At 71.6% G+C, this 25816-nt stretch carries 25 protein-coding genes; 10 read left to right on the top strand and 15 right to left on the bottom strand.

Annotated elements, in window-relative coordinates; translation table 11 throughout:
• Positions 1–206: 206 nt before the first annotated feature.
• The 4 genes from ACFWVE_RS28290 to ACFWVE_RS28275 all read right to left on the bottom strand — a co-directional run bounded on the left by ACFWVE_RS28290 (position 207) and on the right by ACFWVE_RS28275 (position 5289).
• Positions 207–2486 (bottom strand): ATP-binding cassette domain-containing protein, encoded by a 2280-nt coding sequence (locus tag ACFWVE_RS28290; protein ID WP_384019740.1) that lies wholly within the window; start codon positions 2484–2486, stop codon positions 207–209.
• Positions 2483–2827 carry an antibiotic biosynthesis monooxygenase family protein gene (locus ACFWVE_RS28285; RefSeq protein ID WP_384019736.1) on the bottom strand — a complete coding sequence of 115 codons (345 nt, stop codon included), beginning with the start codon at positions 2825–2827 and terminating at the stop codon, positions 2483–2485. The genes ACFWVE_RS28290 and ACFWVE_RS28285 overlap by 4 nt, the downstream gene beginning before the upstream one ends.
• Positions 2828–2871: 44 nt before the next feature.
• Positions 2872–4251, bottom strand: coding sequence for an NDP-hexose 2,3-dehydratase family protein (locus ACFWVE_RS28280; RefSeq protein ID WP_384019752.1), 1380 nt, complete (start codon positions 4249–4251; stop codon positions 2872–2874).
• 216 nt (positions 4252–4467) lie between these two features.
• Positions 4468–5289: an NmrA family NAD(P)-binding protein gene (locus ACFWVE_RS28275; RefSeq protein WP_384019733.1), complete on the bottom strand. Its 822-nt coding sequence runs from the start codon at positions 5287–5289 to the stop codon at positions 4468–4470.
• 82 nt (positions 5290–5371) lie between these two features.
• On the opposite strand from ACFWVE_RS28275, the gene ACFWVE_RS28270 reads away from it, so the two are divergent.
• Complete coding sequence (locus ACFWVE_RS28270) at positions 5372–6355, top strand: helix-turn-helix transcriptional regulator (RefSeq protein WP_384019729.1); 984 nt, start codon at positions 5372–5374, stop codon at positions 6353–6355.
• Here the strand turns inward: ACFWVE_RS28270 and ACFWVE_RS28265 are convergent.
• Together ACFWVE_RS28265 and ACFWVE_RS28260 are read right to left on the bottom strand one after the other, a co-directional pair.
• Complete coding sequence (locus tag ACFWVE_RS28265; RefSeq protein ID WP_384019726.1) at positions 6338–6988, bottom strand: FMN-dependent NADH-azoreductase; 651 nt, start codon at positions 6986–6988, stop codon at positions 6338–6340. The genes ACFWVE_RS28270 and ACFWVE_RS28265 overlap by 18 nt on opposite strands.
• Before the next feature lie 113 nt (positions 6989–7101).
• Positions 7102–7836, bottom strand: coding sequence for a class I SAM-dependent DNA methyltransferase (locus tag ACFWVE_RS28260; RefSeq protein ID WP_384019723.1), 735 nt, complete (start codon positions 7834–7836; stop codon positions 7102–7104).
• A 181-nt stretch (positions 7837–8017) separates the two neighbouring features.
• On the opposite strand from ACFWVE_RS28260, the gene ACFWVE_RS28255 reads away from it, so the two are divergent.
• Positions 8018–8983 (top strand): NAD-dependent epimerase/dehydratase family protein, encoded by a 966-nt coding sequence (locus ACFWVE_RS28255; RefSeq protein ID WP_384019720.1) that lies wholly within the window; start codon positions 8018–8020, stop codon positions 8981–8983.
• Between the two features lies 1 nt (position 8984).
• Entirely contained in the window at positions 8985–10103 is a 1119-nt protein-coding gene (locus tag ACFWVE_RS28250) for a DegT/DnrJ/EryC1/StrS family aminotransferase (RefSeq protein WP_384019717.1), read from the top strand.
• Positions 10104–10181: 78 nt separating this feature from the next.
• Here ACFWVE_RS28250 and ACFWVE_RS28245 read toward each other — a convergent pair whose 3' ends face one another.
• The 3 genes from ACFWVE_RS28245 to ACFWVE_RS28235 all read right to left on the bottom strand — a co-directional run bounded on the left by ACFWVE_RS28245 (position 10182) and on the right by ACFWVE_RS28235 (position 13213).
• On the bottom strand, positions 10182–11327 hold the full coding sequence (locus tag ACFWVE_RS28245; protein ID WP_384019714.1) for a glycosyltransferase: 1146 nt from the start codon (positions 11325–11327) through the stop codon (positions 10182–10184).
• Between the two features lie 72 nt (positions 11328–11399).
• The gene (locus ACFWVE_RS28240) at positions 11400–12206 is read right to left on the bottom strand and encodes an ABC transporter permease (protein WP_384019711.1); all 807 of its coding nucleotides are present in this window, start codon (positions 12204–12206) and stop codon (positions 11400–11402) included.
• Positions 12203–13213, bottom strand: a complete 1011-nt coding sequence (locus ACFWVE_RS28235; RefSeq protein ID WP_384019707.1) for an ATP-binding cassette domain-containing protein — start codon at positions 13211–13213, stop codon at positions 12203–12205. The genes ACFWVE_RS28240 and ACFWVE_RS28235 overlap by 4 nt, the downstream gene beginning before the upstream one ends.
• Positions 13214–13581: 368 nt before the next feature.
• Between ACFWVE_RS28235 and ACFWVE_RS28230 the strand changes: the two genes are divergently transcribed.
• Positions 13582–14118: a hypothetical protein gene (locus ACFWVE_RS28230; protein WP_384019704.1), complete on the top strand. Its 537-nt coding sequence runs from the start codon at positions 13582–13584 to the stop codon at positions 14116–14118.
• A 30-nt stretch (positions 14119–14148) separates the two neighbouring features.
• On the opposite strand, the gene ACFWVE_RS28225 is transcribed toward ACFWVE_RS28230, so the two are convergent.
• The 3 genes from ACFWVE_RS28225 to ACFWVE_RS28215 all read right to left on the bottom strand — a co-directional run bounded on the left by ACFWVE_RS28225 (position 14149) and on the right by ACFWVE_RS28215 (position 16829).
• Complete coding sequence (locus ACFWVE_RS28225; protein WP_384019701.1) at positions 14149–14571, bottom strand: nuclear transport factor 2 family protein; 423 nt, start codon at positions 14569–14571, stop codon at positions 14149–14151.
• Positions 14572–14614: 43 nt separating this feature from the next.
• Complete coding sequence (locus tag ACFWVE_RS28220; RefSeq protein ID WP_384019698.1) at positions 14615–15433, bottom strand: BTAD domain-containing putative transcriptional regulator; 819 nt, start codon at positions 15431–15433, stop codon at positions 14615–14617.
• Between the two features lie 301 nt (positions 15434–15734).
• Positions 15735–16829, bottom strand: coding sequence for a winged helix DNA-binding domain-containing protein (locus ACFWVE_RS28215; RefSeq protein WP_384019695.1), 1095 nt, complete (start codon positions 16827–16829; stop codon positions 15735–15737).
• A 162-nt stretch (positions 16830–16991) separates the two neighbouring features.
• Between ACFWVE_RS28215 and ACFWVE_RS28210 the strand changes: the two genes are divergently transcribed.
• The 3 genes from ACFWVE_RS28210 to ACFWVE_RS28200 all read left to right on the top strand — a co-directional run bounded on the left by ACFWVE_RS28210 (position 16992) and on the right by ACFWVE_RS28200 (position 19821).
• Entirely contained in the window at positions 16992–17615 is a 624-nt protein-coding gene (locus ACFWVE_RS28210) for a dTDP-4-dehydrorhamnose 3,5-epimerase family protein (protein ID WP_384019692.1), read from the top strand.
• Positions 17616–17699: 84 nt separating this feature from the next.
• On the top strand, positions 17700–18836 hold the full coding sequence (locus ACFWVE_RS28205) for a nucleotide disphospho-sugar-binding domain-containing protein (RefSeq protein WP_384019689.1): 1137 nt from the start codon (positions 17700–17702) through the stop codon (positions 18834–18836).
• Positions 18837–18861: 25 nt separating this feature from the next.
• Positions 18862–19821: an NAD-dependent epimerase/dehydratase family protein gene (locus tag ACFWVE_RS28200; protein ID WP_384019687.1), complete on the top strand. Its 960-nt coding sequence runs from the start codon at positions 18862–18864 to the stop codon at positions 19819–19821.
• Positions 19822–19876: 55 nt separating this feature from the next.
• Here ACFWVE_RS28200 and ACFWVE_RS28195 read toward each other — a convergent pair whose 3' ends face one another.
• Genes ACFWVE_RS28195 through ACFWVE_RS28185 form a run of 3 tightly spaced genes read right to left on the bottom strand, consistent with a single transcriptional unit; the run spans position 19877 to position 23351 of the window.
• Positions 19877–20614, bottom strand: a complete 738-nt coding sequence (locus ACFWVE_RS28195) for a class I SAM-dependent methyltransferase (protein WP_384019685.1) — start codon at positions 20612–20614, stop codon at positions 19877–19879.
• Positions 20611–21843, bottom strand: a complete 1233-nt coding sequence (locus ACFWVE_RS28190; protein ID WP_384019682.1) for an FAD-dependent oxidoreductase — start codon at positions 21841–21843, stop codon at positions 20611–20613. The genes ACFWVE_RS28195 and ACFWVE_RS28190 overlap by 4 nt, the downstream gene beginning before the upstream one ends.
• Complete coding sequence (locus tag ACFWVE_RS28185; protein WP_384019679.1) at positions 21840–23351, bottom strand: alpha/beta fold hydrolase; 1512 nt, start codon at positions 23349–23351, stop codon at positions 21840–21842. The genes ACFWVE_RS28190 and ACFWVE_RS28185 overlap by 4 nt, the downstream gene beginning before the upstream one ends.
• 183 nt (positions 23352–23534) lie before the next feature.
• On the opposite strand from ACFWVE_RS28185, the gene ACFWVE_RS28180 reads away from it, so the two are divergent.
• From ACFWVE_RS28180 to ACFWVE_RS28170, 3 genes are read left to right on the top strand one after another with little or no spacing between them, the layout of a single operon-like run.
• A complete protein-coding gene (locus ACFWVE_RS28180) occupies positions 23535–24539 on the top strand; it encodes an acyltransferase domain-containing protein (RefSeq protein ID WP_384019676.1) in 1005 nt (334 codons plus the stop codon).
• Positions 24536–25483, top strand: coding sequence for an aromatase/cyclase (locus ACFWVE_RS28175; protein ID WP_384019673.1), 948 nt, complete (start codon positions 24536–24538; stop codon positions 25481–25483). The genes ACFWVE_RS28180 and ACFWVE_RS28175 overlap by 4 nt, the downstream gene beginning before the upstream one ends.
• Before the next feature lie 52 nt (positions 25484–25535).
• Positions 25536–25793 carry an acyl carrier protein gene (locus tag ACFWVE_RS28170; RefSeq protein WP_384019670.1) on the top strand — a complete coding sequence of 86 codons (258 nt, stop codon included), beginning with the start codon at positions 25536–25538 and terminating at the stop codon, positions 25791–25793.
• Positions 25794–25816: the final 23 nt, after the last annotated feature.

The following is a 25816-nucleotide window of genomic DNA, read 5'->3' as shown; positions in this document are numbered from 1 at the left end:
CATCGGGGGGGGGGCGGCGGGGGGGGGGGGGGGGGGGGGGGGGGGGGGGGGGGCTCTGGGGGCCCCCCCACACCCGGTTCCCGGGGGGGCGGGGGGGGGGGGGCGGCGGGCCCCCCCCCCAACCCCGTGGGCTGTCACCGAGTCTTCGTGCGCCCTCTCGTCCCTGGCTGGAAGGCAGCTTGAGAGAGCGCGGGTGAGGTCCGCCGTCAGGTCGCGCAGTACCGGCGCAGGTGCTCGCCGGTCGCCGACCGCGGCGCCTCCAGCAGCTCCTGCGGGGTGCCTGTGAACACGACCTCGCCGCCGTGCCGGCCGCCGCCGGGTCCGAGGTCGACCACCCAGTCCGCCTGGCGCACCACGTCCAGGTTGTGCTCCACGACGATGACGGTGTTGCCCTGCTCGACCAGGCGGTCCAGCAGCACGACCAGGCCGTCGACGTCGGCCATGTGCAGCCCCGTCGTCGGCTCGTCGAGGACGTACACGCCCTCCGAGCGGTCGAGGTGGCTCGCCAGTTTCAGCCGCTGCCGCTCGCCGCCGGACAGGGTGCTCAGTGACCGTCCGAGGGCCAGGTACGACAGCCCGACGTCGACCAGGCGGCCGATGCGGGCGGCGATGTCGGGCTCGGTGAAGAATCCGGCCGCGTCCCCGGCGGTCATCTCCAGCACGTCAGCGATCGACGCGCCCCGCACCCGGTGCTCCAGCACCTCCTCGTGGAAACGCCGGCCCCGGCACGCCTCGCAGCGCAACCGCACCGGGTCCATGTAGGCCAGCTCCGTGACGATCTCCCCACGGCCCTGGCACTCGCCGCACGCGCCGGAGGAGTTGAAGCTGAACAGGCCGGCCGGCACCTTGTTGGCCCTGGCGAACAGCTTGCGGATCGGGTCCATCGCCTCCAGATAGCTCACCGGCGTGGACCGGGCCGACGCCCTCACCGGCGACTGGTCGACGAACACCGCGTTCGGATGCGCCTCCCTGAACGCGCCCGTGACCAGGCTGGACTTGCCCGACCCGGCCACACCGGTCACCGCGGTCAGCACCCCGGTCGGGAAGGCGACGGTCACGTTCTTCAGGTTGTGCAGGTCCGCGCCCTCCACGGACAGCTTGCCGGTCGGGCGGCGCACCTCGGTCTTCACCGACCCGCAGCGGCGCAGCGCCGTCCCGGTCACCGTGTCCGCGTTCCGCAGCCCTTCGAACGTGCCCGTGAACACGATCTCACCGCCCAGCGGGCCCGCCTTGGGGCCGAGGTCGACGACATGGTCGGCCATGGCGATGACGTCCGGGTCGTGCTCCACGACGATCAGGGTGTTGCCCCGGTCCCGCAGGGCCCGCATCAGCTCGCCGAGCCGCCCCACGTCCTTCGGGTGCAGCCCGGTGCTGGGCTCGTCGAAGATGTACGTCATACCGGTGAGGCTGCTGCTGAGGTGGCGCACCATCTTCAGCCGCTGTGCCTCACCGCCCGACAGCGATCCCGTGGGCCGGTCCAGGGAGAGGTAGCCCAGGCCGATCGCCTCGACCCTGCCCAGCGCCTCCCTCAGATCCGCGGCGATCCGCGAGCCCACCGGGTCCTCGATGGCGCCGAGGACCCGGATCAGCTCGCTGATCTCCATGCCGGAGTAGTCGGCGACCGTACGGCCGTCGATGGTCGACGCCAGCGCGTCCGGGCCGAGGCGGGTGCCGCGGCAGTCGGTGCACGGGCCGAGGGTGATGAACTGCTCGATATTGCCGCGGGCCCGCTCGCTCAGGGTGCTCAGGTCGCGCTTGAGGTTGGTGCGGGCGAACCGGGCGACGACACCCTCGTACCTGAGCGTGGTGCTCGTGTTCGCCGAGTGGACGGTGACGGTGCCGCCGCTGCCGTACAGCAGCATCCGCCACTCGTCCTCGGTGTACTCCGACAACCGCTTGGCGGTGTCGAAGTGGCCCGAGCCGGCGTACTGCTGCCAGTCGATGCCGCCCACCTTGTGGGTGGGGAGCCGGATCGCGCCCTCGTCCAGGGACTTGGTGCGGTCCAGCACGCGGTCGACGTCGACCTGCCGCATCTGCCCCAGTCCTTCGCATGTGGGGCACATGCCCTGCGGGTCGTTGAAGGAGTACCCGCCGGGGGCGAGTGAGGGGGCGGCACAGCGGGAGAACAGCACGCGTACCGTCGACAGCAGGTCCGTCATGGTGCCGACGGTGGAGCGCGCGTTGCCGCCGACCGGCTTCTGGTCGACCACCACCGGGGTGGTCAGGTTCTCGATGGCGGTCACGTGCGGCCGTCCGTAGCGGGGCAGCTGGTTGCGGATGAACCAGTTGAAGGTGGCGTACAACTGGCGTTGCGCCTCCACCGCGACCGTGCCGAACGCCAACGAGGACTTGCCCGAGCCGGACAGCCCGGTGAACACGGTGATCCGGTTCCTCGGGATGGTCAGCGACACGTCCTTCAGATTGTTCTCACGGGCTCCGACGATCCGGATGTCGCCGGCGGGCGCCGTGCCGTGCTGAGCAGTCACACCGCCTCGCCCTGCTGCGTCGCGTCGCCCAGATAACGCTGCCGCTCCACGTACACGTCGGACTCGCTCGTCGCCAGCCGGCGCAACTCGCCGACGTGGGCGCCGAAGTCGGGGTGGGCGGCGGCGGCGCGCAGCGCGCCGGCGCCCTGCCACAGCGCCACGTTGACGTAGCTGCCGGGCTTCTCGGCGTGCCGGGACAGGGTGTAGCCCAGGATGCCCGGCTGGGCCGTCATGAAGGAGGCCACCTTCGCGAAGGCGGCTTCGAACTCCTGGGGGTCACCGCTCACGGTGAACCGGTTGATGAAGGTCACGACGCCGGCGGGCCTGCCGCTGTGCTCCATGTCCGTCTCCTCGGATGTGAAGTGGGTAGGGTGACAGGGGTTGTTCAGGTGGTCATGCTGTGCAAGCAGGAGACCAGGCTGCGGGCCTGGACGTTCAGGTAGTTGCTGTGCCGCAGCAGTTGGGAGAGCTGGGCCAGGGTCAACCACCGGTAGTCGGGACGACCGGGCTCGAAGTCCTCGGCGGTCTCCACGATCAGATAGCGGTTGCGGGCGTGGTAGAGCCGCCCGCCCTCCTCGGAGTGCACCGCGTCGAACCGGATCCGCTCCGGGGCGGCGTCCAGCACCTCGTCGAGGAACGGCGGACGGGCCTCCTCGGGCAGCACCTCGTAGTTGGAGGGGGTGCACTGAACCGTCGGCCCCAGCTCCACGACGTCGAGGAAGCCCGCCTCGACCCGCGCGTGCACCAGCAGGTGCAGCACGCCGTCGACGGGCTTGGCCAGGAACGCCACCACCCCCTCGTCGCAGGGCTCCACCAGCGGCTGCGACCAGGCTGCGACCTCTCGGCCGCCGGCGGTGACGCTGACACCGATCACATTGAAGAACAGCCCGCTGGCGTGTGTGATCCGACCGTCGTCGCGGTGCCAGTGCGTCACCTCCCGCAGCGGGATGCGGTGCGCCTCACTGAGTGCGCGGGTGCGCACGTCCGTGACCCAGCTGAGGACCTCGGTCATGCCGTACCGGCCTATGCCCGTGCCCGAACAGGAGTGCAGCAGCGCGGTGGTGAAGCCGTCGCGGCCCGGCCCGAGAACCTCCGGCAGATGCGGGCCGACGAAGGGCAGACAGGACAGCACGGTGCGGGTGTCCATGTTCAACACGTCGTCCATGGCGCACAGTTCGTGGACCTGGCCGAGTGTCATCCAGCGGAAGTCGTCGCGGACCTCGACGTCCTCGGTGACCTCGACGACCATGTTCCGGTTCCGCTTGCGGTGGAACCAGGAGCCCTGCTCCGACTGCCGGACGTCGGCGACCACCCGGTGCCGGGCCGTATCCTGGAAGTACTCCAGGTACGGCACCGGCGAACCCTCGTGCACCCGCGTGTAGTTGCTGCGGGTGGCCTGCACGGTCGGGGAGAGCTGGACGCCGTTGCAGTTGCCCGGCTCCACCTTGGCCTGCATCAGGCAGTGCAGCACCCCGTCGAACTCCTTGACCAGGATGCCCAGCACGCCGACCTCGGGCTGGTCGATGATGGGCTGCTGCCAGCGCGGCACCGTCGCTCCGGGCACCTGGACGTCGAGCCCCGTGATGGCGAAGAACTTGCCGGACGCGTGCACGATGTCGCCGGTGTCCGGATCGGTGTGCCAGCCGGTGAGGCTGTCCAGCGGTACGGGCCGTACGTCCATCACCGCGTGCCGCCGCTGCTCGGCCAGCCAGCGGTGGATGTCACCGGGCCCGGACAGCGGACCGGACCGGACGGCCGCCGACATCAGCAGGGACGCGGAGCCCTCACCGTGCTCGGCGAGTGCCTGCACCGCGGCTGCCGGGGGAAAGGCTGACAAAGCGCACCTCCAGAAGATGCCTCGTTGCGGGTTTGCCGCCGCACCTGTCGCCCGTCATGCTCGGCTCGGCTGCTAGAAGGTCCGTGCAGCCGAACTCGAACCCGTGCGGCGGCCTCCCCGCCGGCGGCTCCCCGGCCGCCCGCGTCAGCCTCCGAAGGCCGCCGCGTTCTCCCGCACCCACTGGGCGAAGGCCCGGCCCGGCCGCCCGGTGACATCGGCCACCGTCGGCAGCACGGTGCGGCCCGCCTCCGGCGGGTTCGTGCGCATCGTCAGGAAGAACTCCAGGTCGTCGTCGCCGTAGCCCTGCTCGCGCCAGCGGGCGATCATCTCGTCCCGGCTCAGCTCGACGAACCGCACCTCACGCCCCAGCACCTCGGAGATGACCGCCACCTTCTGCGGCGCGGTCAGCGCCTCGGGACCGGTCAGCCAGTACTCCTTGCCCGCGTGACCGTCCGTGGTCAGCACTGTCGCGGCGACGGAGGCGATGTCCGCCTCGTGCACCATCGAGCTGGGCACGTCCGGGAAACCCTCGCGGACGACGCCCTCCTTCTGCACGGACTCCGCCCACTCCAGGGCGTTCGACATGAACTCCACCGGCGCCAGGTAGGTGTACTCCAGACCGCTGGCCTCGACGGCCTCGTCCAGCCCGGTCTTCTCCGTGTCGCCCTTGAGGATCGTCACCTTGCGCACCCCGGCCTGCACCGCGATCTGCGCGATCTCGGCGCCGTTGGTCAGCGGCGCGTAGTCGTCACCGAAACTGATCAGGTGCGCCGCCGTCACGCCCGCGAACGCCTCGGGAAGACTCGACGTCACGGCCAGGTTGCCGGCCACCACCTCCGCGCCGTCCGGGAGGTTCGCCTTCTGCGGGTCACGGGTCAGGGCGCGGACCCGATGCCCGGCCGCCAGCAGCTGTTCCACCATCGGGCGGCCCACATTGCCGGTCGCACCGGAGACAAGAATCGTCATGAGAGATCTCCTTCCGTCCTGCCGCCCAAGCTAGGACCCATCGCGGACAGGCTGGGTCCGCGAAAGGTGGGACACTGATCGCATGCTGGAGACTTCGGCACGACTGTTACGACTGTTGTCCCTCATGCAGACCCGCCACGACTGGGGCGGCAACGAACTGGCCGAGTGCCTCGACGTGACCCCCCGCACGGTCCGCCGCGACATCGAGAAGCTGCGTTCCCTGGGCTACCCGATCAACTCCGTCGGCGGCGTCGGCGGCGGCTACCAGCTGGGCTCGGGCGCCTCCCTGCCACCGCTGCTCCTCGACGACGAGGAGGCCGTCGCGGTGGCCGTGGGCCTGCGCACTGCGGCTGCCGGCACCGTGACCGGCATCGCCGAGATCTCCGCGCGGGCCCTGGCCAAGCTGGACCAGATGCTGCCCACGCGGCTGCGCGCCCGGATCAGTTCCATCAACTCCGCGCTGGTCGCGCTGCCCACGCTCGGCTCCACCGTCGACCCCGACACCCTGACCGCGATCGCCTCGGCCGTCCGCACCCACGAACGGCTCCGCTTCGACTACCGCGGCATGCAGGGCGCCCCCTCCCGCCGGGACGTCGAGCCCTATCGGCTCGTCCACAACGAACGCCGCTGGTACCTGTTCGCCTGGGACACCGCCCGTGAGGACTGGCGTACCTTCCGCGTCGACCGGATGGAACTGCGCATCCCGAACGGCCCCCGCTTCCGCCCCCGTCCGTTGCCCGACGAGGGCGTCGCCCGGTACGTCACCCTCGGTGTCACCACCAAGCGCCACCGCTACCAGGCCGTGCTCACCATGCACGCCGGTGCCCGTGAGGTCTCCGACGAGGTGCCCGCCTACCTGGGCTTGGTGGAACCCGTCGACGAGCACACCTGCATCCTGCGCATCGGCTCCGAGAGCCTGGACCAGCTCGCGGTGTGGGTGGCTGCGTTCGGGTTCGACTTCGAGGTGCAGGAGCCGCCCGAACTCGTCGACCACCTGCACACTCTCACCGCCCGTCTGCAACGCGCCGCCGGCGCGAGCCGCGCCCGGTCAGGCGACCGCCCCTGACGCGGCCACCGCATCGGCCCGCGCCGCAGTCGCCTCCTGCGCGGCCCGAAGCGACTCGGCCGCCAGCTCCGCCTCCTCGGGGGAGCCCTGCCCGGCCCCGGCCAGCGTGCGCCACGCGGTGATCATTTCCAGCTCGTAGCCCAGCACCTGGCTCAGCACCGTCGTCAGATACGGCCGGCAGTGGTCCATCGAGGTCTCCGGCGAGTCGGCCCCGTAGTAGCCGCCGCACGCCACCAGCACCGTCGCAGGCCGCCCGCCCAGCGGCTTGCTGCTCGGGTCGTACGGCAGCGTCCGGCCCAGGATCAGGGACTGGTCCAGCCACGCCTTCAACACGGACGGGATCGTCCAGTTGTACATCGGCACGCTGATCAGCAGCGCGTCCGCGGCGAGGATCTCTTCCACCAGCCGCTGCTGAAGCGCGGCGGTGGCCTGCTGTGCCTCGGTGCAGGGCTGCGACCACAGTGTGACCACGGCATCCGGGCTGAGGTGCGGGACCGGCTCGGCGACCAGATCGCGGTAGGTCACGGAGTCGGGGCCGTGCTCCTTGTCCCACACCTCGCGGAAGCGGGCGGCCAGCGCGCGGGAGACGGAGTCCTTCGACGACGACGAGTCGATGTGCAGCAGGCGGGTCATGTGACACCCTCCAAGGTCTGGCAGGTACCCGGCCGGCACCCGCGCGGTGGAGCCGCCCACACTTCCCCGTCCCGCTCGAAGTCCGTCAGAGCGCCGCTTGCGCCGCTCTCCGGTCAACGCTCCTGAGCGGGCCGCCCGGCCCGCACCCCGACGAACAGCCCCCGCCCGGACATCACCTTCGGCACGTACTCCGGCTCCAGCCCGGCCAGCCGGAACGCCTCCTCGTACTGCTCGCGGGTGAACAGCATCGCCCGGTGCACCTCCGTCAGATGCCGCACTCCGGCGTCCGGCGTGGCCTCCAGGTAGTGCACCTCCATCCGTGAGGCGTCCCCGTCGCGCACGGTGTGCGCCACCCGCGCGACCGTCGTCCCGTCCCAGCGGACGACATCGCTCGAGACCCAGCGGTCCACGTACGTCTCCGGGAACCACCACGGCTCCACCGCCACCACCCCGTCCGGCTCCGTGTGCCGCGCGAGGCAGGACAGCGTCGCCCGTAGCTCCCCGACGCCGTTCACGTACCCGATCGACGCGAACAGGCAGGTCACCGCGGAGAAGATCCGGCCCAGGTCGAAGTCGCGCATGTCACCGAGGTGCAGCGGCACGTCCGGGTGGTCCCGCCGGGCGATCTCCAGCATCGGCTCGGACAGGTCGACGCCCTCCGTCGGCCCGATCAGCTCCCCGAACGCCGCCAGATGGCCGCCGGTCCCGCAAGCCACGTCCAGCACCGAGGACGCGTCCGGCCGACGCCGCAGGACCTCGCCGGCGACCACCTCGGCCTCGGCCCGGTAGTCCTTGCCCCGTGCGGTGTGCTGCGCCTCGTAGAACCGCGCTGAGTCGGCGCCGTACATGCGATACCGCCTTTCTGCCTGGCCGCTTCCCGTGTGTGCTCGGCGCCGTCGGGCGCCGGGGCAAGACTGGCGCGGGCACGTCGAGGACCGCTGGAGCCGGAACCGGCTCTCTAGCGATGCGCGACCGCGAGCGGTCAGGCTGACGCGCAGGAGTGCCCCCACCACACGGAAGGAGGGATCCATGCCCGCTCGTCCCGGCGTCCTGGTCCTCGGTGGCACCGGCTTCGTGGGACGGCACGTGTGCGAGGGATTCGGCGACCTCGGGTACGAGGTGGTCGCGGCGGCCCGCCGGCCTCCGGACGCGCCGCTCGCCGGCCGCTTCCGGCGGCTCGACCTCGGCACGCAGCCCGTGCAGGAGGTCGCGGCCGTGCTCGCCGACCTGCGGCCCGCCGTCGTCGTCAACGCCGTCGGCAGCATCTGGGGCCGCACCGACCCCGAGATGTGGGACGCCGTCGCCGCCCCGGCCCTCAGGCTGCTGGACGCGCTGGAACTGCTCGGTGAGCGCCCCCGGTTGGTGCACCTCGGCTCGGTCCTGGAGTACGGCAGGGTCGCGGCCGGCACCACCATGGGCGCCGCCGTCGCGGCCCGGCCCACCAGCGCCTACGGCCGGGCCAAACTGGCGGCCACCGAGGCGGTGCTGGACCGCACGCGCACCGGTCGGCTGACGGGGATGGTGCTGCGCATCGCCAACCTCGCAGGCCCCGGCAGCCCCGAGGTCAGTCTCCTCGGCCGGGTCGCCGGCCGACTCGCGTGGCCCGGGCCCGACGGCATCGCCCGGATCGAGCTGGACCCGCTGCTGGCCCGCCGGGACTACGTCGACGTCCGGGACGTTGCCGACGCGGTGATCGTCGCGGCCACTTCCGCGGTCACCGGCGAACTGGTCGACCTGGGGCGCGGGGAGAGCGTGCCCGTGCGCGCCCTGGTCGATCTGCTGGTGGACCGCAGCGGCGTCCCCGCCGAGATCACCGAGCGGCCGGGGACCGGGGTCCGGCACTCCACGGAGGACTGGTCCCGGGTGGACATCGAGCCCGCCGCGCGACTGCTCGGCTGGCGTCCGCGGCGCTCGCTCACCAACGCCGTGGAGGACTTCTGGCATGAGTTCGTACAGCGACCGCACACGCCCGACGGAAAACGGAGTGCTCTCTGAGATGACCACCTATGTCTGGGACTACCTGCCCGAGTACGAGGCCGAGCGCGAGGACCTGCTCGACGCCGTCGACACCGTGTTCCGCTCCGGACGGCTGGTGCTGGGCGCCAGCGTCGCCGGCTTCGAGGAGGAGTTCGCGGCCTACCACGGCCTGCCCCACTGCACCGGCGTCGACAACGGCACCAACGCCGTCAAGCTCGGCCTCCAGGCTCTGGGCATCGGCCCCGGCGACGAGGTGGTCACGGTGTCCAACACCGCCGCTCCGACCGTCGTCGCCATCGACGGCGCCGGTGCCACGCCCGTCTTCGTCGACGTCCGCGAGGACGACTACCTGATGGACCCCGAGCAGGTCGCCGCCGCCATCACCCCCCGGACGAAGGCGCTCCTGCCGGTCCACCTCTATGGCCAGTGCGTCGACATGGCCCCCCTGCGCGCCCTGGCGGACCGCCACGACCTGGCGATCCTGGAGGACTGCGCCCAGGCCCACGGCGCCCGCCACCACGGCGCCCTCGCCGGCACGATGGGCGACGCCGCGGCCTTCTCCTTCTACCCGACCAAGGTGCTCGGCGCCTACGGCGACGGCGGTGCCGTCGTCACCGACTCGGCCGACGTCGACACCCATCTGCGCCGACTGCGCTACTACGGCATGGACAAGGTCTACTACGTCGTGCGCACCCCCGGTCACAACAGCCGCCTCGACGAGGTGCAGGCCGAGATCCTCCGCCGCAAGCTGCGCCGTCTCGACGCGTACATCGCCGGACGCCGGGCCGTCGCCCGCCGCTACGAGGAGGAACTCGGCGACCTCGCCGAGCGGGGTCTGGTACTGCCGTCCACCAACGAGGGCAACGAGCACGTGTACTACGTCTATGTCGTCCGCCACCCCCGGCGCGACGAGGTCATCGAGGCGATGAAGCGCTACGGCATCCACCTCAACATCAGCTACCCCTGGCCGGTACACACCATGACCGGCTTCGCGCACCTCGGGTACCAGGAGGGCTCGTTGCCGGTGACCGAGCGGCTGGCCGGTGAGATCTTCTCGCTGCCGATGTACCCGTCCCTGCCCGTCGGCCTCCAGGACAAGGTCGTCTCGGCGCTGCGCGAGGTGCTCCTCGCCCTCTGACACACGCAGGCGCAAAGGCCGGAGCGAGGGCCGCCCGGGGGAATTGGCGGACCCTCGCTCCGGGGTTCTCGGGGTGGGTCAGACCAGTTTCTCCAGCCGCTCCACGACCCGCGCCGGCGACGGCATCGCCGCGATCTGCCGGGAGAGTTCACCTGCCCGCTCACGGTAGGACGGCTCGCTCAGCAGCGTGGTCATCGCAGCGGCGACCGCGTCGGCGGACTCGGTGGCCGAGTCCATCGTCAGGGACGCGCCGAACTCGTCGACCCGGCGCATCGGGATCGCCGAAGCAGGGATCTCCGGCAGCACCAGCTGCGGCACACCTGCGTTGAGCACCGTCATCACGGTCACGCCGCCACCGTGGTGCACCACCAGGTCGGTCGTCGGCGCCAGCACGTCCAGCGGGACGTATCCGGCCCGGATATCCGGCCAGGTCTCCTTCAACTGCCCGGCGATCGCGGGTGAGGTGGCAACGACGATCTCGAAGTCGCCTTTGTGCACAGCCGGGTTGTCCAGCAGCGGCCGGAAGAAATCCATGCCCAGCGTCGGTACGAACATGCTGCGCGAGCCGGAGGTGATCACTATGCGGGGCCGGTCGCCCCGCTCGCACATCCACGGCTCCAACGGCACCTGCTGGTTGCCCGGCGTCCAGCGCATCGGCTCCGCCGGCACGGCCTCGGAGGGGCGCACCGAGGGCGGGGTGATGTCGAGGAACACCACCGGCTCCGGGATGGCGTCCAGGCCCATCGCCGAGAGCTCCGGCTCCAGCTCCGAGGTCGCGCCCTGCCAGTCGACGTCCGTACGGTCGTAGATCGCCCAGGTGTGACTGACCAGCGGGATCCCGAGCCGGTACGCCACCAGGTGTGCGGCGTGGTTGTACTCACCGCCGACGATCACGTCCGGCTGCCAGGACTCCGCCAGCCGCATGGTGCCCTCCAGGCAGCCCGCCGACAGCCGGGCGAAGCCGCGCCCGGCGAAGTCCATCTGCTCCTCCTCGCTACCGGTCGGCATCGGCAGCCAGTTGCCCTCACGGTCCTTGAGGATGGCGTCGGCCATGCCCAGATCCGTCACCGGGTAGGCAGGCAGCCCGAGGCCGGCGATCAGCTCGGTGTTCTCGCGGGGGCAGGCCACGAGCACGTCGTGCCCGGCGCTGCGCGCCGCCCACACCAGAGGGATCCCGGCATGGACGGGAGCTGAGCCGCCGCCGGTGACGAACAGGAAACGCATGGTTCCTCCCAGGTGACCGAAGTGATGTGCGGACCGCCGGGCACGGGGCCGCCGTGCCCGGCGTCGCGCGGATTACTGGCTCACGGCCCGCTGATAGCGGTGGATGGCCAGCGGCACGAAGATCAGCAGGATGACCGCCACCCACAGGAAGGATGCGGCGACCGGGTGCTGGAGCGGCCAGGCGTCCGGCTCGGGCCAGCCGGGCGGGATGTTGCCGAACAGCTCGCGGCACGCGCCGACCACGGTGGACACCGGGTTCCACTCGGCGATCACCCGCATCGGCCCGGGGAGTTCATCGGCCGGCACGAAGGCGTTGGAGACGAACGTCAGCGGCAGCAGCGCCATCAGCAGGACGTTGCCCAGCACCTCGGGGGAGCGCACGCTCAGCCCGATGGCCGCCGCGATCCAGCTCGCCGCGTAGGCGAACAGGAACAGCAGCAGGTACGCCAGCGCCGCGTCGGCGAAGGAACCGCGGATCCGCCAGCCCATCAGCAGACCGGTGACCGACAGCAGCGCCATCACCACGATGTTGTTGAGCGCGTCGCCGTTGGTGCGGCCGAAGAGGACCGCGGACTGGGAGATGGGCAGCGACCGGAACCGGTCGACCAGGCCCTGCTTCATGTCGTAGGCGATGCCCGTACCGGTGTTGGAGGCGGTCAGCAACATGGTCTGGGTGAGGATGCCGACCACCATGAACTCGCGGTAGTTGGCGCCTCCGCCGAGGTCGATCGCGCTGCCGAAGACGTAGCCGAACAGCAGCGCGAAGGCGATGGGCGCGGCGCTGGAGAACACGACGACGTCGGGGTTGCGCAGGTTCTTGATCAGGCTGCGCCGGCTGAGGGTGAGGGCGTCGCTCACCGTGGTGGACAGGGCGTTCATCGCAGGCTCTCCTTGTCGGCCGTGCCGACGCGTTCGCCGGTGGTGCCGGCGGGTTCCGGTGCGGCGGTGGTGCCGGACCGCTCGGTCAGGACGAGGAACGCCTCGTCCAGCGTCGGCTGGCGCAGCCCCGCGCCGACCGGTCCGACGCCCTCGGCGTCGAGCGTCCGGATCGCGGTGACCAGCGCCTCGGGACCGTCCTCGACGGGGACAACGAGCTGCTTCTCCCCCTCGTCGGTCACCACCTCGCCCTGCGCCAGCCGGTCCAGCAGCCGGCGCGCGGTGTGCAGGTCCTCGACACTCGCCAGGGTCAGTTCCAGCCGCTCGCTGCCGACGCGGGCCTTGAGCTGGTCGGGGGTGCCCTCGGCGATGATCCGGCCGTGGTCGATCACGGTGATCCGGTCGGAGAGCTTGTCGGCCTCCTCAAGGTACTGGGTGGTCAGCAGCAGCGTGCTGCCCTCGTCGACCAGCTCGACGATCACGTCCCACAACGTCTGTCGGCTGCGGACGTCGAGACCGGTGGTGGGCTCGTCCAGGAACAGCACCTCGGGCCGGGCGATCACCGCGCACGCCAGGTCCACCCGGCGCCGCATGCCGCCGGAGTAGCCTTTGACCTGGCGGTCCGCTTCCGAGGCGAGACCGAACCGGTCGAGCAGCTGGTCGGCCCGGCGGTTCGCCTCCTGCGTGCCCAGGTGGTAGAGCTTGCCGACCATGCGCAGGTTCTCGCGCGCGGTGAGGTCCTCGTCCACGGCGGCGTACTGACCGGACAGGCCGATCTTGCGACGCAGTTTCACCATGTCCTTGAGCACGTCCAGGCCCGCCACGAACGCGCGTCCGCTGTCGGGGCGCAACAGTGTGGAGAGGACCCGCACGGCCGTGGTCTTGCCGGAGCCGTTGGGCCCCAGAAGGCTCATCACCGACCCCTCGCGGACGGCCAGGTCGAGGCCGTCCAGCGCTTGTGTGGAGCCGAATCGCCGTTTGAGGCCCTCGGCGATGATCGCGTCTGTCATTGCTCCTCCATCACCTGCGGAACGGGAGTTTCCGCAGGTGGACGGTTTGTGATCGTCTCGGTCCGCACACCGTACGAGGGGTCGAGGTCAGCTTCGGTCCGCCGGAGGACGGGGCGCGGTGATTGGCCGACGAGTTGTTCCGAGCCGGCGCCCGAAGCCTGGTGGCAGGCGCTGGACGCCCGGTCGAGACCCGGCGGAGTTCCGGGGGCGCGAGGCGGGTCCAGAGGGCCGGACCGTAGGGGTCCAGGGGAATTCGAGCCTCCCCCGAGGGCGAAGCACGACGCTGTCGGGCGCTCGGACCACGACAGCGCGGCTCCGGGGATCGGCCGAAAAATGTCGGCGAAGAACACACGAGGGGGTGTCCCCGCATGGGGAGAAGCACAGGACCGGGCAGCACCGGACCGACCGCACCCGGCGTCCGGCGCAGGTGGTCGCGCGCCCTGGCGGGCGGCGCGCTGGGCGTCGCCCTGGTGGTGGCCGTGCCCGGTACGGCCACCGCGGGAGCGGCGGGGGAGAAGCACATACACAAGGCCGCCCCCGTCGGGCTGTGGTCCGGCACCATCAACTTCGCCGGCACGGAGGTCGAGGCCACCATGTCGTTCCGGGCGGACGGTACGATGTGCGCCCTTCAGCCACCGGGCCCGGACGGAGGGGTCGACGGCTCGGGACGCTGGCGGCGAACCGGTCCGTCGACATTTGCCTTCCGAGGAGTGGAACGTTTCTTCAACGGTTCCGGCGCCACGACCGGCTATCTGCGCTTCGCCCACAAGGCCGTGCTCTCCGGTCCCGCGGAGTTCATCTCCACCGGGCAGGGCACGTACTACGACGCCGACGGCGTGGAACTGGGCACCACGCCGGCCACCGCCCGCCTGCAGAAGGTGAGTGCGCAGCCGCAGCCCTGCTGAGGCCGGTGCGGTCCGGTCCCGTCGCCCTGGTCATCCGGCGGCGGGTCGGTCGCGCACGATCGTCCGGGACCGGGTGAGCAACCGGCCCTCCCGCCGCACCAGTTCGTCGGTCACGGCGAACGTCGACTCGAACCGGACGTGCCCTTCGGCGTCGGTCAGCGTCACCAGCGACGTGTAGCCGACGTGGAAGACGTCGTCCGGCCCCACGTCCACCAGGTAGTGGTCGTTCCAGTGCCGGGCGGTCACCTCGCGGTAGCGCGGGAGCGCCTTGCGAGCGTGGTCGAGCAGGGCCTCGCGGCCCTCCAGCTTGTGACCGTGGTGCACATGGTGGGTCACCCCGTCCGGGGTGAACGTGCCGGTGTACCCGTCGAGATCGAGGCGGTCGAGCAGGTTCATCTGCCGGGCGTAGAAGCGCAGGACCTCGACGTACTCCTCGGCGTTCGCTTCCCTCATGCGTTCTCTCCTTGGGGTCCTCGGGGGCGGTTGCGGCGGATGCTCAGGCGTGGCTGAACTGCGGACGGTCGGGGGCGGGTTCGAGGAGTTCTTCCAGTCGAGAATCCGAACGCAGCACCGCCTGGTGCAACTTGCGCAGCCTCAGGGAGGGCTCGACGCCCAATTCCTTGTTGAGCGTGTTGCGCAGGGTCTTGTATGCGTGCAGCGCCTGCCACTGCCGCCCGGAGCGGTACAGGCTCACCATGTAGTGCGCGCACAGGTTCTCATGCATGGGCTGCTGGGCGGTGAGTACGGTCAGCTCGCTGAGGACGGCCTGGTGGCGTCCCAGCTGGATGTCCGCGCCGATCCGGTTCTCCAGCGCGTTGAGCCGGCTCTCCTCCAGGCGGGCCACCTCGATCGACAGCAGCGTGCCGATGCGGACATCGACCAGGGCCCTGCTCTGCCATTTGCTCAACGCCATGCCGAGCAGCCGTGACACCGACTCGTGGTCGCCCCTGGCCATGGCCTGGTGGCCGGCCTTCGCGAGCTGCTCGTAACAGCACACGTCCACGTTCTCCGGGGGGATGTCGAGGAGATAGCCGTCGAACCGGGTGACCAGGATGTCCTTGGCCGTACGGGCCGATCCCTCCGGGAGCGCGGAGTCGATCAGCTTGCGGAGTTGCAGGATGTACGTCTGGAGCGTGGTGCGGACGCTGGGCGGCGGGTGGTGGCCCCACAGCTCCTCGACAAGGTTCTGCACGGACACGATACGCCCCGCATTCAGCGCCAAAAGCGCCAACACCTGGCGGGGTTTAGCCGCTGTGGGAGCGATCGGCGTATCGTTCAGGACTGTCTCTAGCTCTCCCAGAAGTCGTATGTGCATGCGTTCCCCCAGGTCGATTCTTCATGTGGATGTACCCGTGGTTCGGGCATCCGGGGTAGTGCGTTGCGCTTGTTCGTGGAGCAGAGTGCGCAGGTGAGCGGTGTGGCCGAACGATCACTCTGCTGATTCCCCGAGCGAGCCTCAAGCACGGCGCTTGAGTCTGGCTCAATCCCTTCGTCGAGGTCGGTAGGCAGCGCTTTTCCGTTTCTTTACCGGCCATGAACGATTGCCGACGTGGTTTGCCGACCTCGTCAGCCGTGATTGGGCGACTTTACGGTTCCTACGGTCCGCGTCGGCCGGACTACGGTTCGACCGGATGAATCTCGATGTCGTACGACGCCGCTTTCGGCGCGGCGAACCGCAGCAGCGCCATGCCCTCCTCGGCGATCTCGCCCCGCGCGGCGCGTGGCAGCGGCTCGAAGGGCTTGACCACCAATACCGCCCGCTCATCCCGGTCGTGCCGGATCCTCCAGAGGGCGTGCACGAATCCGTCCACGGTCAGCGCGGGTTCCACGCTGACCGGGACCCGGCGCTCGTCGCTGAGCATCCGGCCGCGGTCGGCCCAGGCCAGGAGCACGTTGTCCAGCAGAGCGAGGAAGCGGACGGGGGCCGGGTGGTCCGCTCCGGGGCGCGGGGCGTCCGGCAGGTCGAACAGTTCCTGGCCCGACTCGCCCCTGCGTACCAGTAGTTCAGGCCGCAACCGGTCCACGACCTCCCTCAGCCGGGTCATGCCGCTCCACGCCTGGACGTCCCGCACCGTGGCCGGTCCGAAAGCCGCCAGACAGCGCAGGACCAGCCGCTCCACCGACGGCGCGGTGTCCAGCGGCCGGCCGAGCCACTCCTCGGCGAGCATGAACGGCGTGGTGCCCCGCCGTCCCCAGGTGCCGTCCGGCGGCGGGTGCACGATCGCCAGCAGGGCCTGCGCCGAACGCGCCAGTCCCACGGGGTCCCGATCGGGCCACCGCTCCCGGAGCGCGGCGGCCAGCTCGGGCCGGGACATCTGCCCGGTGCCGAGCAGTTTCCGGACCGTGCCGGCGAGTTCGGCCAGATCCAGCCCGGCGGTCACCCTGCCCCAGGCTCCCTTCTGCCAGCGGTCCAGCATGGGTTGCAGAACAGGGCGGATCCAGAGGTAGTCCTCGGCGGTGACCAGGTGCTGCGTGCCCCGGTACAGCGTGGAGCGCACCACGCGCCGCTCCTCCAGCAGCACGGTCAGGTCGTCCTGCCGGAATCCGGGAAGACGGTTCCACAGTCCGATGTACGGCGGCTCGGGATCCTGAGCCTGCAGGCCGACCAGTCGTTCCATGACGTCGAGGGGCGTACGGCCGACCCGGTCCAGCAGCAACTGCCTGGACAGGGTGGCCCGGTTGAGGGCGCGGAGCGAGTGAGTGACCTGCATGGGTGAAAGGCTAGTCAGATCGCGGTCAACCTTCGGCCGCGATGAAAAGGAGTCGGGCACATTCCGTCCCCGTTCTCCAGCGGGCGTCCACCCGGCTTCGAGCCGGCGCCCGGAGGCTGGTCGCCGTTGCCGGGCACCGGGCGGAAGGACGAGGGAGCGGCCATGCAGACGCGTTCACTGAAAGTGGCCGGGGCCCTGGAGTTCACGCCCCCCGTGTACCGCGACCCCCGAGGGCTGTTCGTCTCACCCTTCCAGGAGAGCACCTTCGCGGCAGCGACCGGGCACCAGTTGTTCCCCGTCTCCCAGATCAGTTTCAGCAGTTCGCGGAAGGACGTCGTACGCGGCGTCCACTACACGACCGTGCCGCCCGGTACCGCGAAGTACGTGTACTGCCCGCGCGGCCGGGCGCTGGACTTCGTGGTGGACCTGCGGATCGGGTCGCCCACCTTCGGGCAGTGGGACAGCGTGCTCCTCGACACCGAGGACTTCCGCGCGCTCTACCTGCCGGTCGGCGTGGGCCACGCCTTCGCCGCGCTCAGCGATGACACCGTCATGGCCTACACCCTGTCCACCGAGTACGTGGCGGAGAACGAACTGGCCGTGTCCGTCCTCGATCCCGGGCTGCGGCTGCCGCTGCCCGGCACCGCCGCGCCGCTGCTGTCCGGGCGCGACCGGATCGCGCCCACGCTCGCCCAGGCGCAGGACCGCGGCCTGCTCCCCGACTACCGCCGGTGCCTTGAGGCGGAAGCCGCCCTGGCTCCGGCCCCCGACCGCGAGCACACCTGACGCACGGCCCCTCACGTCTCCCGCGGCCCTCCCCGCTCCCGGCTGTCCCGCTGTCCGTCTCCCTCTGCCCAGCGAGGTGCAGGTATGAAGATTCTGCTCAACACAGGACCCGCCCACCCGTTGTTCTTCCCCGTCGTGCCGCTCGCCTGGGCGCTGCATGCCGCCGGCCACCAGGTGCTGGTGGCGGCTCCGGAGAGCTTCGAGCCGGTGGTCCGCGGCGCCGGACTGTGCATGGCCTCGGTGTACGGCCCGCTGGACATGGGCGACGTCATGGGCCGCGACCGGGACGGCAACCCGCTGAAGGTTCCGGACACCGACGAGGAGATGGCCGACGGCGTCGGCTCCGGCTTCTCCCGCCTGGCCACCCGCACCCTGGAGGGCACCCGCGAACTCGTCGGCACCTGGCGGCCCGACCTCGTGGTCACCGAGTCGTACTCCTTCGGCGCCGCGGCCCTGGCCGCCGCACAGCACGGGGTGCCCTGGGTCAAGCACACCGTCGGCCCCGGCGACCTGCCGATCGTTCCCGCCGTGGCCCGTGAACTGGCCCCGGAGATCAAGGAGTGCGGCCTCGACGAACTGCCCGCGCCGGACCTCGTCCTCGACAACTGTCCGCCCCTGATGGGCGGTCCCGCCGACGGCGCCGTCCCCATCCGGTACGTCCCCTACGGTGAGCCCGGCTCGGTGCTCGGCTGGAGCCTGCGTCCGCGCTCCACGCCCCGGGTGCTGGTGACGCTCGGCTCGGTCCAGCCGCAGATCGGCGGGCTGCCCGCGCTCGGGCAGATGCTGCGGGCGGTCGCCGAACTGCCCGTCGAACTTGTCGTCGCGGTCGCCGACCACCTGCTGCCCCAGCTCGGCGACCTGCCCGCCAACGTCGCCGCGGCCGGCTGGCAGTCGCTGACCGCCGTCCTGCCCGGCTGCGACCTCGCCGTGCACCACGGCGGCCCCGGCACCATGATGGCCTGCTCGTACCACGGGCTGCCCCAGGTAGTCGTCCCCGGCCGGGGCAAGCCGCTCGCCGAGATCCGGCGGCTGACCGAGTACGGCGGCGCGATCGAGGTGTCGCCCACCGTCCTCACCCCGGAGGCGCTGCGCGAGGCGTGCCGCACGCTGCTCGACGACCCCGAGCGGCGCGAACGCGCCCTCGCGGTCCGCGACGACATCGCCGCGCAGCCCTCGCCGCTGCGGACCGTGTCCGTGCTCGAAGACCTCGTGACCGGATGAACCCCACACGGCCCAGGACGCCGCGGTGACCGGGCACGGAGTGCGGGGGGCGGCGCGGATCGCCGTGCTCGGCGGCACCGGCTGGGTGGGCAGACACGTGTGCGCGGAACTGACCCGAGCCGGCGCCGAGGTGCTGGTCGTCGCCCGGCACCCCGTCCCCCACCTCGCCCAACACCCCTTCGTCCGGCTCGACCTGGCCACCGCCCCGCCCGCCGCGCTGCGCCGGCTGCTGGCGGACTCCCGCGTCCACACGATCGTCAACGCCACCGACGCCGCCAACGCCACCGACGGCTGGACCGTCGGCGAACCGGCGCTGACCCGGCTCAACGTCGACCTCGTCGAACGCCTCGTCGCCGCCGCGGCCGACCTGCCCCGGCGGATCCGCGTGGTGCACCTGGGCACCATCCTCGAATACGGCGAAACCCCCTGGGGCACCGTCGTCGCCGAGACGCACCCGCCACACCCCGCCACCGACTACACCCGCAGCAAGCTCGCCGGGTCCACGGCGGTGCTGGAGGCGGCACGGGCCGGTGCCGTCGACGCGATGGTGCTGCGCGTGACGAACGTGTGTGGGCCGCACCCCTCGCCGGTCAGCCTGTCCGGGAAACTCGTCCGGCAGCTCACCGAGGCGGTGCGGGCGGGGGAGCCCATGACGATCGACGTGGCCGACGCCCGGCGGGACTTCGTCGACGTCCGCGACGTCGCCGACGCCGTCGCGCTCGCCGTCTCCTCCCCGGTGACGGGCCGGGCGGTCAACATCGGCAGCGGCACGGCCACCGACATCACCTCCGTGGCCCGGCTGTTCGTCGAGGCCGCCGGTTTCCCCTCCCGGATGCTGCGCGAGCGGCGCCGGGCGACCACCAGTCTCGGCGGCTCGTGGACCTGCGCGGACATTCGCCTCGCCGCCGCCTTGCTCGGCTGGCAGCCGCGCCGCGACCTGCGGTCCTCCCTGCGCGACATGTGGCGCCTCGCCGCCGCGGCATGACAGCGAAGGGGGCGCCGGCCACCAACGGCCGGCGCCCCTTCGCACGGCCCGCGTGTCACTCCGGTGGGCCGTCCCCGCGGACGCCGACGAAGAGTCCGCAGCGGAACGGCCCGCCCTCGACGTACTCCACCGAGCAGCCGGCCCGCTCGAACGCCGCGCGGTACTGGTCCCTGGTGAACAGCGACATCCGGTGCACATCGGTGAAGTGCCGGATCCCGCGCCCCTTCAGCGCGTCGACGTAGTGCACCACGATCGGCACCTGGTCGCCCTCCCGGACCGAGTACGACACCCTCACCGCGACCCGGTCCTCCGTGCGGACCAGGTCGTCCGCGATGTACTCCGGCGTGAACGCCTCAGGGAAGTACCAGGGTTCCAGCAGCACGACACCGCCCGGCTCCAGGTGCCGGGCGACGCTGCGCAGCGTCGCATCGAGGTTCTCCACCGAGCCGACGTACCCGATGGAACTGAACATGCAGATCACCGCGTCATAGGTGCGCCCCAGGCCGAAGTCGCGCATGTCGCCGTGGTGGACGGTCACGTCCGGCACCGCAGCCCGCGCCCTGGCGAGCATCGGCTCGGACAGCTCCAGCCCTTCCACGGTCCCGAACTGCTCGCGCAGCAAGGCGAGATGAGCGCCCGTCCCGCAGGCGAGGTCCAGCAGCGAGGAGGCGTCCGGACGACGCGCCCGCACCTGCCGGACCACCTCGGCGCACTCGGTGGCGTAGTCCTTGCCCCGCGCGCCATAGACCAGGTCGTAGATCTCGGCGAACTCCGCTCCGTACACCGCCGTCACCGTCCCGTCCGTACGCCGCGCCGATCGCCGGCGACCTCACGGGTGTCCCAGTCGATGTGGTGTCCGAGCATCCACACCGGCGTGTTCTCCGGCCCTTTGGCCGCGATGTCGCGGAACGCCCGCCGGATGAAGAAGTCCCGCACCATCCGGCCCACCGGCCCCGCGAGATTGCCGTCCACGTTGCGCTTGCCCTGCGCGACGATGCCCTCCACCCGTGCCCGCCGCACCTGCTTGTACGTCGCGAGGCCCACGTCGATCGTCGGCGCGTCCCGCACGCACTTGGCGAGAATCACCGCGTCCTCGATGGCCACCGACCCGCCCTGCCCCGCGGTGGGGGAGACGGCGTGCGCGGCGTCGCCGACCAGGACCATGCCGTCGCGGTGCCAGCGCGGCACCGTCGGCAGGTCGTAGTTGGCCGACGGCACCGAGAAGCGCGTCGAGGCGCGCACCACGTCCAGCGCGGGCATCCCGTCCCGGCGGAACAACTCCACGATCTCGTCGCGCCAGTCCAGACCCGGGCGGCGCAGCTCGGCGGCGTCCGGCTCGGTCGGCCGCGGCGGATTGGCGAACCACCACACGTCACCGTCGGGATGCTGAGCCGACATGAAGAAGCTCTTGCGCCCGAAGTACATCCGCAGCACACCCGGCGTGCCCTCGATCGGCCGCTTCGACGCCACCCCGAACGCGTTCACCGTGCCCAGGTACCGGGGTTCCGGGGCCGCCGGGTCGATGATCCTGCGCACCCGCGAGCGGATGCCGTCCGCGCCGACCAGCAGGTTCCCGTCGGCGTGCGTGCCGTCCTCGAACCGGGCGCGTATCCGCCCGCCGGTGGACTCCACGTCCGTCAGCCGCTTGCCGTACCGGATGGGTATGCCGCGCCGCTCCACCTCCTCGCGCAGCGTGCGGTACAGATCGGCGCGGCGCAGAGTCTGGATGACGGCGCCGCGTCCGGCCTGCGCCTCGGTGGAGATGTCGGGGGTGAGCCGGCGCCCGTCGGAGCGGTAGAACGCGATGGCCGGTGTGACGAAGCCGAGCCTGCGCACCGGCGCGGCCAGGTCGACGCAGGCGAGCGCGTCGAGGCCGTTGGGCGCGATGTTCATGAAGTTGCCCGCATGGTCGGCCGTGCGGTCGAACGCCTCGTGGACGACCGGGTCGAGGCCTGCCTTCTGGAGGGCGATCGCGGCCACCGGGCCCGCGATCCCCCCGCCGATGACCAGAGCGCGTGTCATACGTGCCTTCCTTCGCGATGAGTGTCGGAACCCGCGGAGGGCGGCGCCCCGCCGTGGGACGCATCCCGCTCGCCGCTGTCGTCGGCCGGCACGTCCGGCCGGGACACGATGCTCGGGCAGATCAGGTCGCGCTCCGGCAGGGTGCCGTCGATCAGATATGCCTCGACGACCGCGTCGACGTGCGGGTTGCGGGCGAAGGAGTAGATCTCGTGCCCGCCGCAGTCCCCGACCGTCACCAGCCGATGGCCCAGCCGCTCGGCAAGGGCCGCGCCGCCGGGATAGTGGTCGACGGGATCGCCGTCGGCGTGCACGACGAGTCCGGCCGGATAGCCGTCGCGCACCAGTCCGGCGGGCGGCTCCGGCGGTGTGAACGTGCGGAACGCGCCCGGCAGCGGCTGCGCCCGCGTCACCCCGCAGCCGTACGGGTACCGCTCGCGGAAGCGCCGCATGTCCGCGAAGTACGTCTCGATGTCGGAGGGCCAGTCCTTCTCCAGGATGACCGCGTCCAGCACCCCGCAGCGGACCTCGCCGGTCTCCTCCGGCGGCCAGATCCGCTCGTCGGCCAGCCACTTCTCGGCCGCCGGCTCCGCCGCCGCCCGCAGCTCGCCCACCATGCTGCCCAGGTTCTCCCAGCGCGCCCGGTCCGCCGAGCGCGAACCGAGCGCCGAGTCCAGCAGGGTCCGCAGCCGCACCCCGTCGGGCAGCGCGCCGACGTGCGCGACGGCCTCCTCCACCGCCTCCAGCACCGCCGCCCGCGAGGCGCCCAGACCGAAGTGCCGGTCGCGGCGGGCCGTCCAGTCCGCCCACGCCTCCACGTTCTCCCGGTGCGCGGCGCCCTGTGCCATCAGCTGGTCGCGCCACGTCCAGTCCGGGTGTACGCACGAGTCCAGCACACTGCGGTCCAGCCGCTCCGGGAACATCGCTCCGAACACCGCGCCCACGTACGTGCCGTACGTGTAGCCGAGGTAGTTGATGACATCCTCGCCGAGCGCCGCCCGGATGACGTCCATGTCCCGGACCACGTTGCGGGTGCTGAAGTGCGGTCGTCGCGCGCCGCCGCCGCGCCGGTTGCCGTCCTCGCGCTCCCGCGCCTCCTCGGCGAGTTCCGCGAACACCGAGTCCGGCGGACGCGAGTCCACCGGCGCCCGGCGCGGGATGACGTGCGACAGCAGTGGGGTGGACCCGCCGGTGCCGCGCGGGTCGAAGCCGATCAGGTCGTACACCTTGGCGAGCGGGGTGGCCGCCAGGGCGGCGGGGAAGCGGCGGCCCAGCCCGAAGTAACCGCCGGGTCCGCCGTTGAGGGCCAGCAGCACCCCGCGGCGGCGGCCCGGATCGCTCGCCGGACGCCTGCTGAGCGCGATCGTCAGGTGCTCTCCGGCGGGGTCGGAGTAGTCGAGGGGCACCTCCACCGTGGAGTGCTCCAGCCCGTCCGCCGCCGGCGAGGCGGACCAGTCCGGGCTCTGCTCGTAGAACGTGCTCAGCGCTTGGGGCCGGTCTTCACGGGTCATGCCGGCGAGCCTGCCCGCGCCTCCTCGAACAGGCGTGGAGCAGGACTCGACCCCCGCGCCCCGCAGCGCCGCTCCAACCGTCCTCAGGCGCGGCTCGACACCACTCCCGCAGGCTGCCTCCTTGTGGAACCCCCGTGGGGGACGACAGACGCGAGGCAGTGGAGAGGGAGGTGGAATCCGGCCATGGCCGTGCGATCCCCGAAGGGCGTGGCCCTGCTCCTGCCGGGCCAGGGCGCCCAGCACCCGCGGATGGCCGCGGGACTCTACGGGCACGAGGAGGCGTTCACCCACTGGATGGACGAGGCGTTCCGGCTGCTCGGACCCGACGGCGGACGGCTGCGCCGCGCGTGGCTCGCCGAGCAGCCGTCATTGCAGTATGACGACGTCACCGTCGCTCAGCCGCTGTTGTACGCCGTCGACCACGCGCTCGGCCGGATGCTGCTGGAGTGGGGCGTGCAGCCGGTCGCGCTGCTCGGGCACAGCGTCGGCGAGCTGGCCGCCGCCACGCTCGTCGGCGTGGTCGACCTCGCCGACGGCGTCCGGATGATGCGCGAGCGGGTCGACCTGTTCGCACGGACCCCACCCGGCGGCATGCTCGCCGTGTCCGCCTCCCTCGACGAGGTCGCCGACGTCCTGCGCGCCGACGTGTACCTCGCCGCCGTCAACGCCTCCCGCCAGCTGCTGCTGGCCGGCGAGCGGGAGCCGCTCAGAGCGGCGGCCCGGACCCTGCACGAGCGCGGCACGGTCTGCCGCGAGGTGCTGGCCCGGCAGGCGTTCCACAGCCCCGTCGTCGAGGACGCCGTCAAGGCGTCCCTGCCCGGCTGGCGCTCGGTCCGCCTTTACCTCCCGCGACTGACCCTGTACTCCGCCTACACCAAAGGCGTGCTGACGGCGGAGCAGGCGCTCGACCCGGAGTTCTGGGCCGGACAGGCGTCCGGCACCGTCCACTTCGCGCCCACCCTAACCGCACTGCTCGCCGCGCACGACTGCCTGCTCGTCGAGGCGGGCCCCGGCAACAGCCTCACCATGCTCGCCCGCCGCCGGACCGCCGTCATCGAGGGCCACAGCGCGGTCCTCCCGCTGCTGCCGGACCGGCACCGCGGCGACGAGGCCGACCGGCGGGCGGTCCGCGCCGTGCGCACCGCCCTGCTGCCCACCGCCCACCTGCCGCAAGAGGAGGCGTCGTGACCCTCACCAAGGTCACCCACCGCATCGACGTGCCGTCGGCCGCGGAATCCGTCTACCGGATCGTCGCCGACGTCAGCCTGTGGCCGCTGTACTTCCCTCCCACCGTCCGGGCCGAACGCCTCTCCTGGAACGGGCGCGAGGAAGACATCCGCCTCTGGGCCCTGGCCGACGGCGAACTGCGCACCTGGCAGTCACGGCGGCTGCTCGACCCCGGACGGCACCGCGTCGAGTTCCACCAGAGCCACCCGCGCCCGCCGGTTGCCGAGATGGGCGGCGCCTGGACCGTCGAGGAGCACGCCGAGGGCTGCACCGTCGTCCTCGACCACCACTACCGCGCCGTCGACGACGACCCCGCCCACCTCGCCCGCATCGAACGGGCCGTCGAGCACAACAGCACCGCCGAACTGGAGAACCTGCGGCGCGCGGTGCTCCGCGCCGGTCAAGAGGCGGACCTGCTGCTGGAGTTCACCGACACCGAGACCGTCAACGGTCCGCTCGGCGAGGTGTACGACTTCTTGTACGACGTCGCGAAGTGGCCCGAGCGGCTCGACCACGTCGCCGCCCTCGACCTGCGCGAGGACGCCGAGGGCCTGCAGTACATGCGGATGGACACCAAGGCGCCGGACGGCTCCGTGCACACCACCGTCTCCGGCCGCGTGTGCGAGCGGGACCGGCGGATCGTCTACAAGCAGACCACACTGCCACCGGTCCTCCAGGCCCACAACGGCGAGTGGCTGTTCGAGGAGACCGAGCCCGGTACCGTACGGGTGACCGCCCGCCATCAGGTCATCCTCAGCCCCGAGGGCATCGCCGCCCTTCCCGGGCCGCCGGCCTCGCTCGGTGCGGCCCGCGCCGCCGTACGCCAGGCCCTCGGCGGCAACAGCCGCGCGACCATGTCCCGCGCCCGCGTGTTCGTCGAGGCCGGCCCCCCGCCCGCCTCCTGACCGCCTCGCCGACCCGAACCCGCCCAGCCGCACTCACGAAAGGGACCCCGTCATGTCCGAACTGACCCTCGACGAGCTGAAGGACTTCCTGCTGCGCGCGGCGGGCGAGGACGAGAGCGTCGATCTCACGGGCGACATCCTGGACGCCCGCCTCGTCGACCTCGGCTTCGACTCGCTCGCCGTCATCGACACCCTCAACCGCCTCGAACGCCACTTCGGCGTCAAGCTGCCCGAGGAGGCCACCACCGACGTGGAGACGCCGGCCGACCTGCTGGCGATCGTCAACCGCCAGGTCGCCGAGGCCGCCTGAGACCGCTCCGGTCGACGGCACGC

The organism is Streptomyces sp. NPDC058632, assembly GCF_042717095.1.
Taxonomy (GTDB): domain Bacteria; phylum Actinomycetota; class Actinomycetes; order Streptomycetales; family Streptomycetaceae; genus Streptomyces.
The sequence above is the reverse complement of the archived record's forward strand: the minus strand, read 5'-3'. Positions and strand labels throughout refer to the sequence as shown.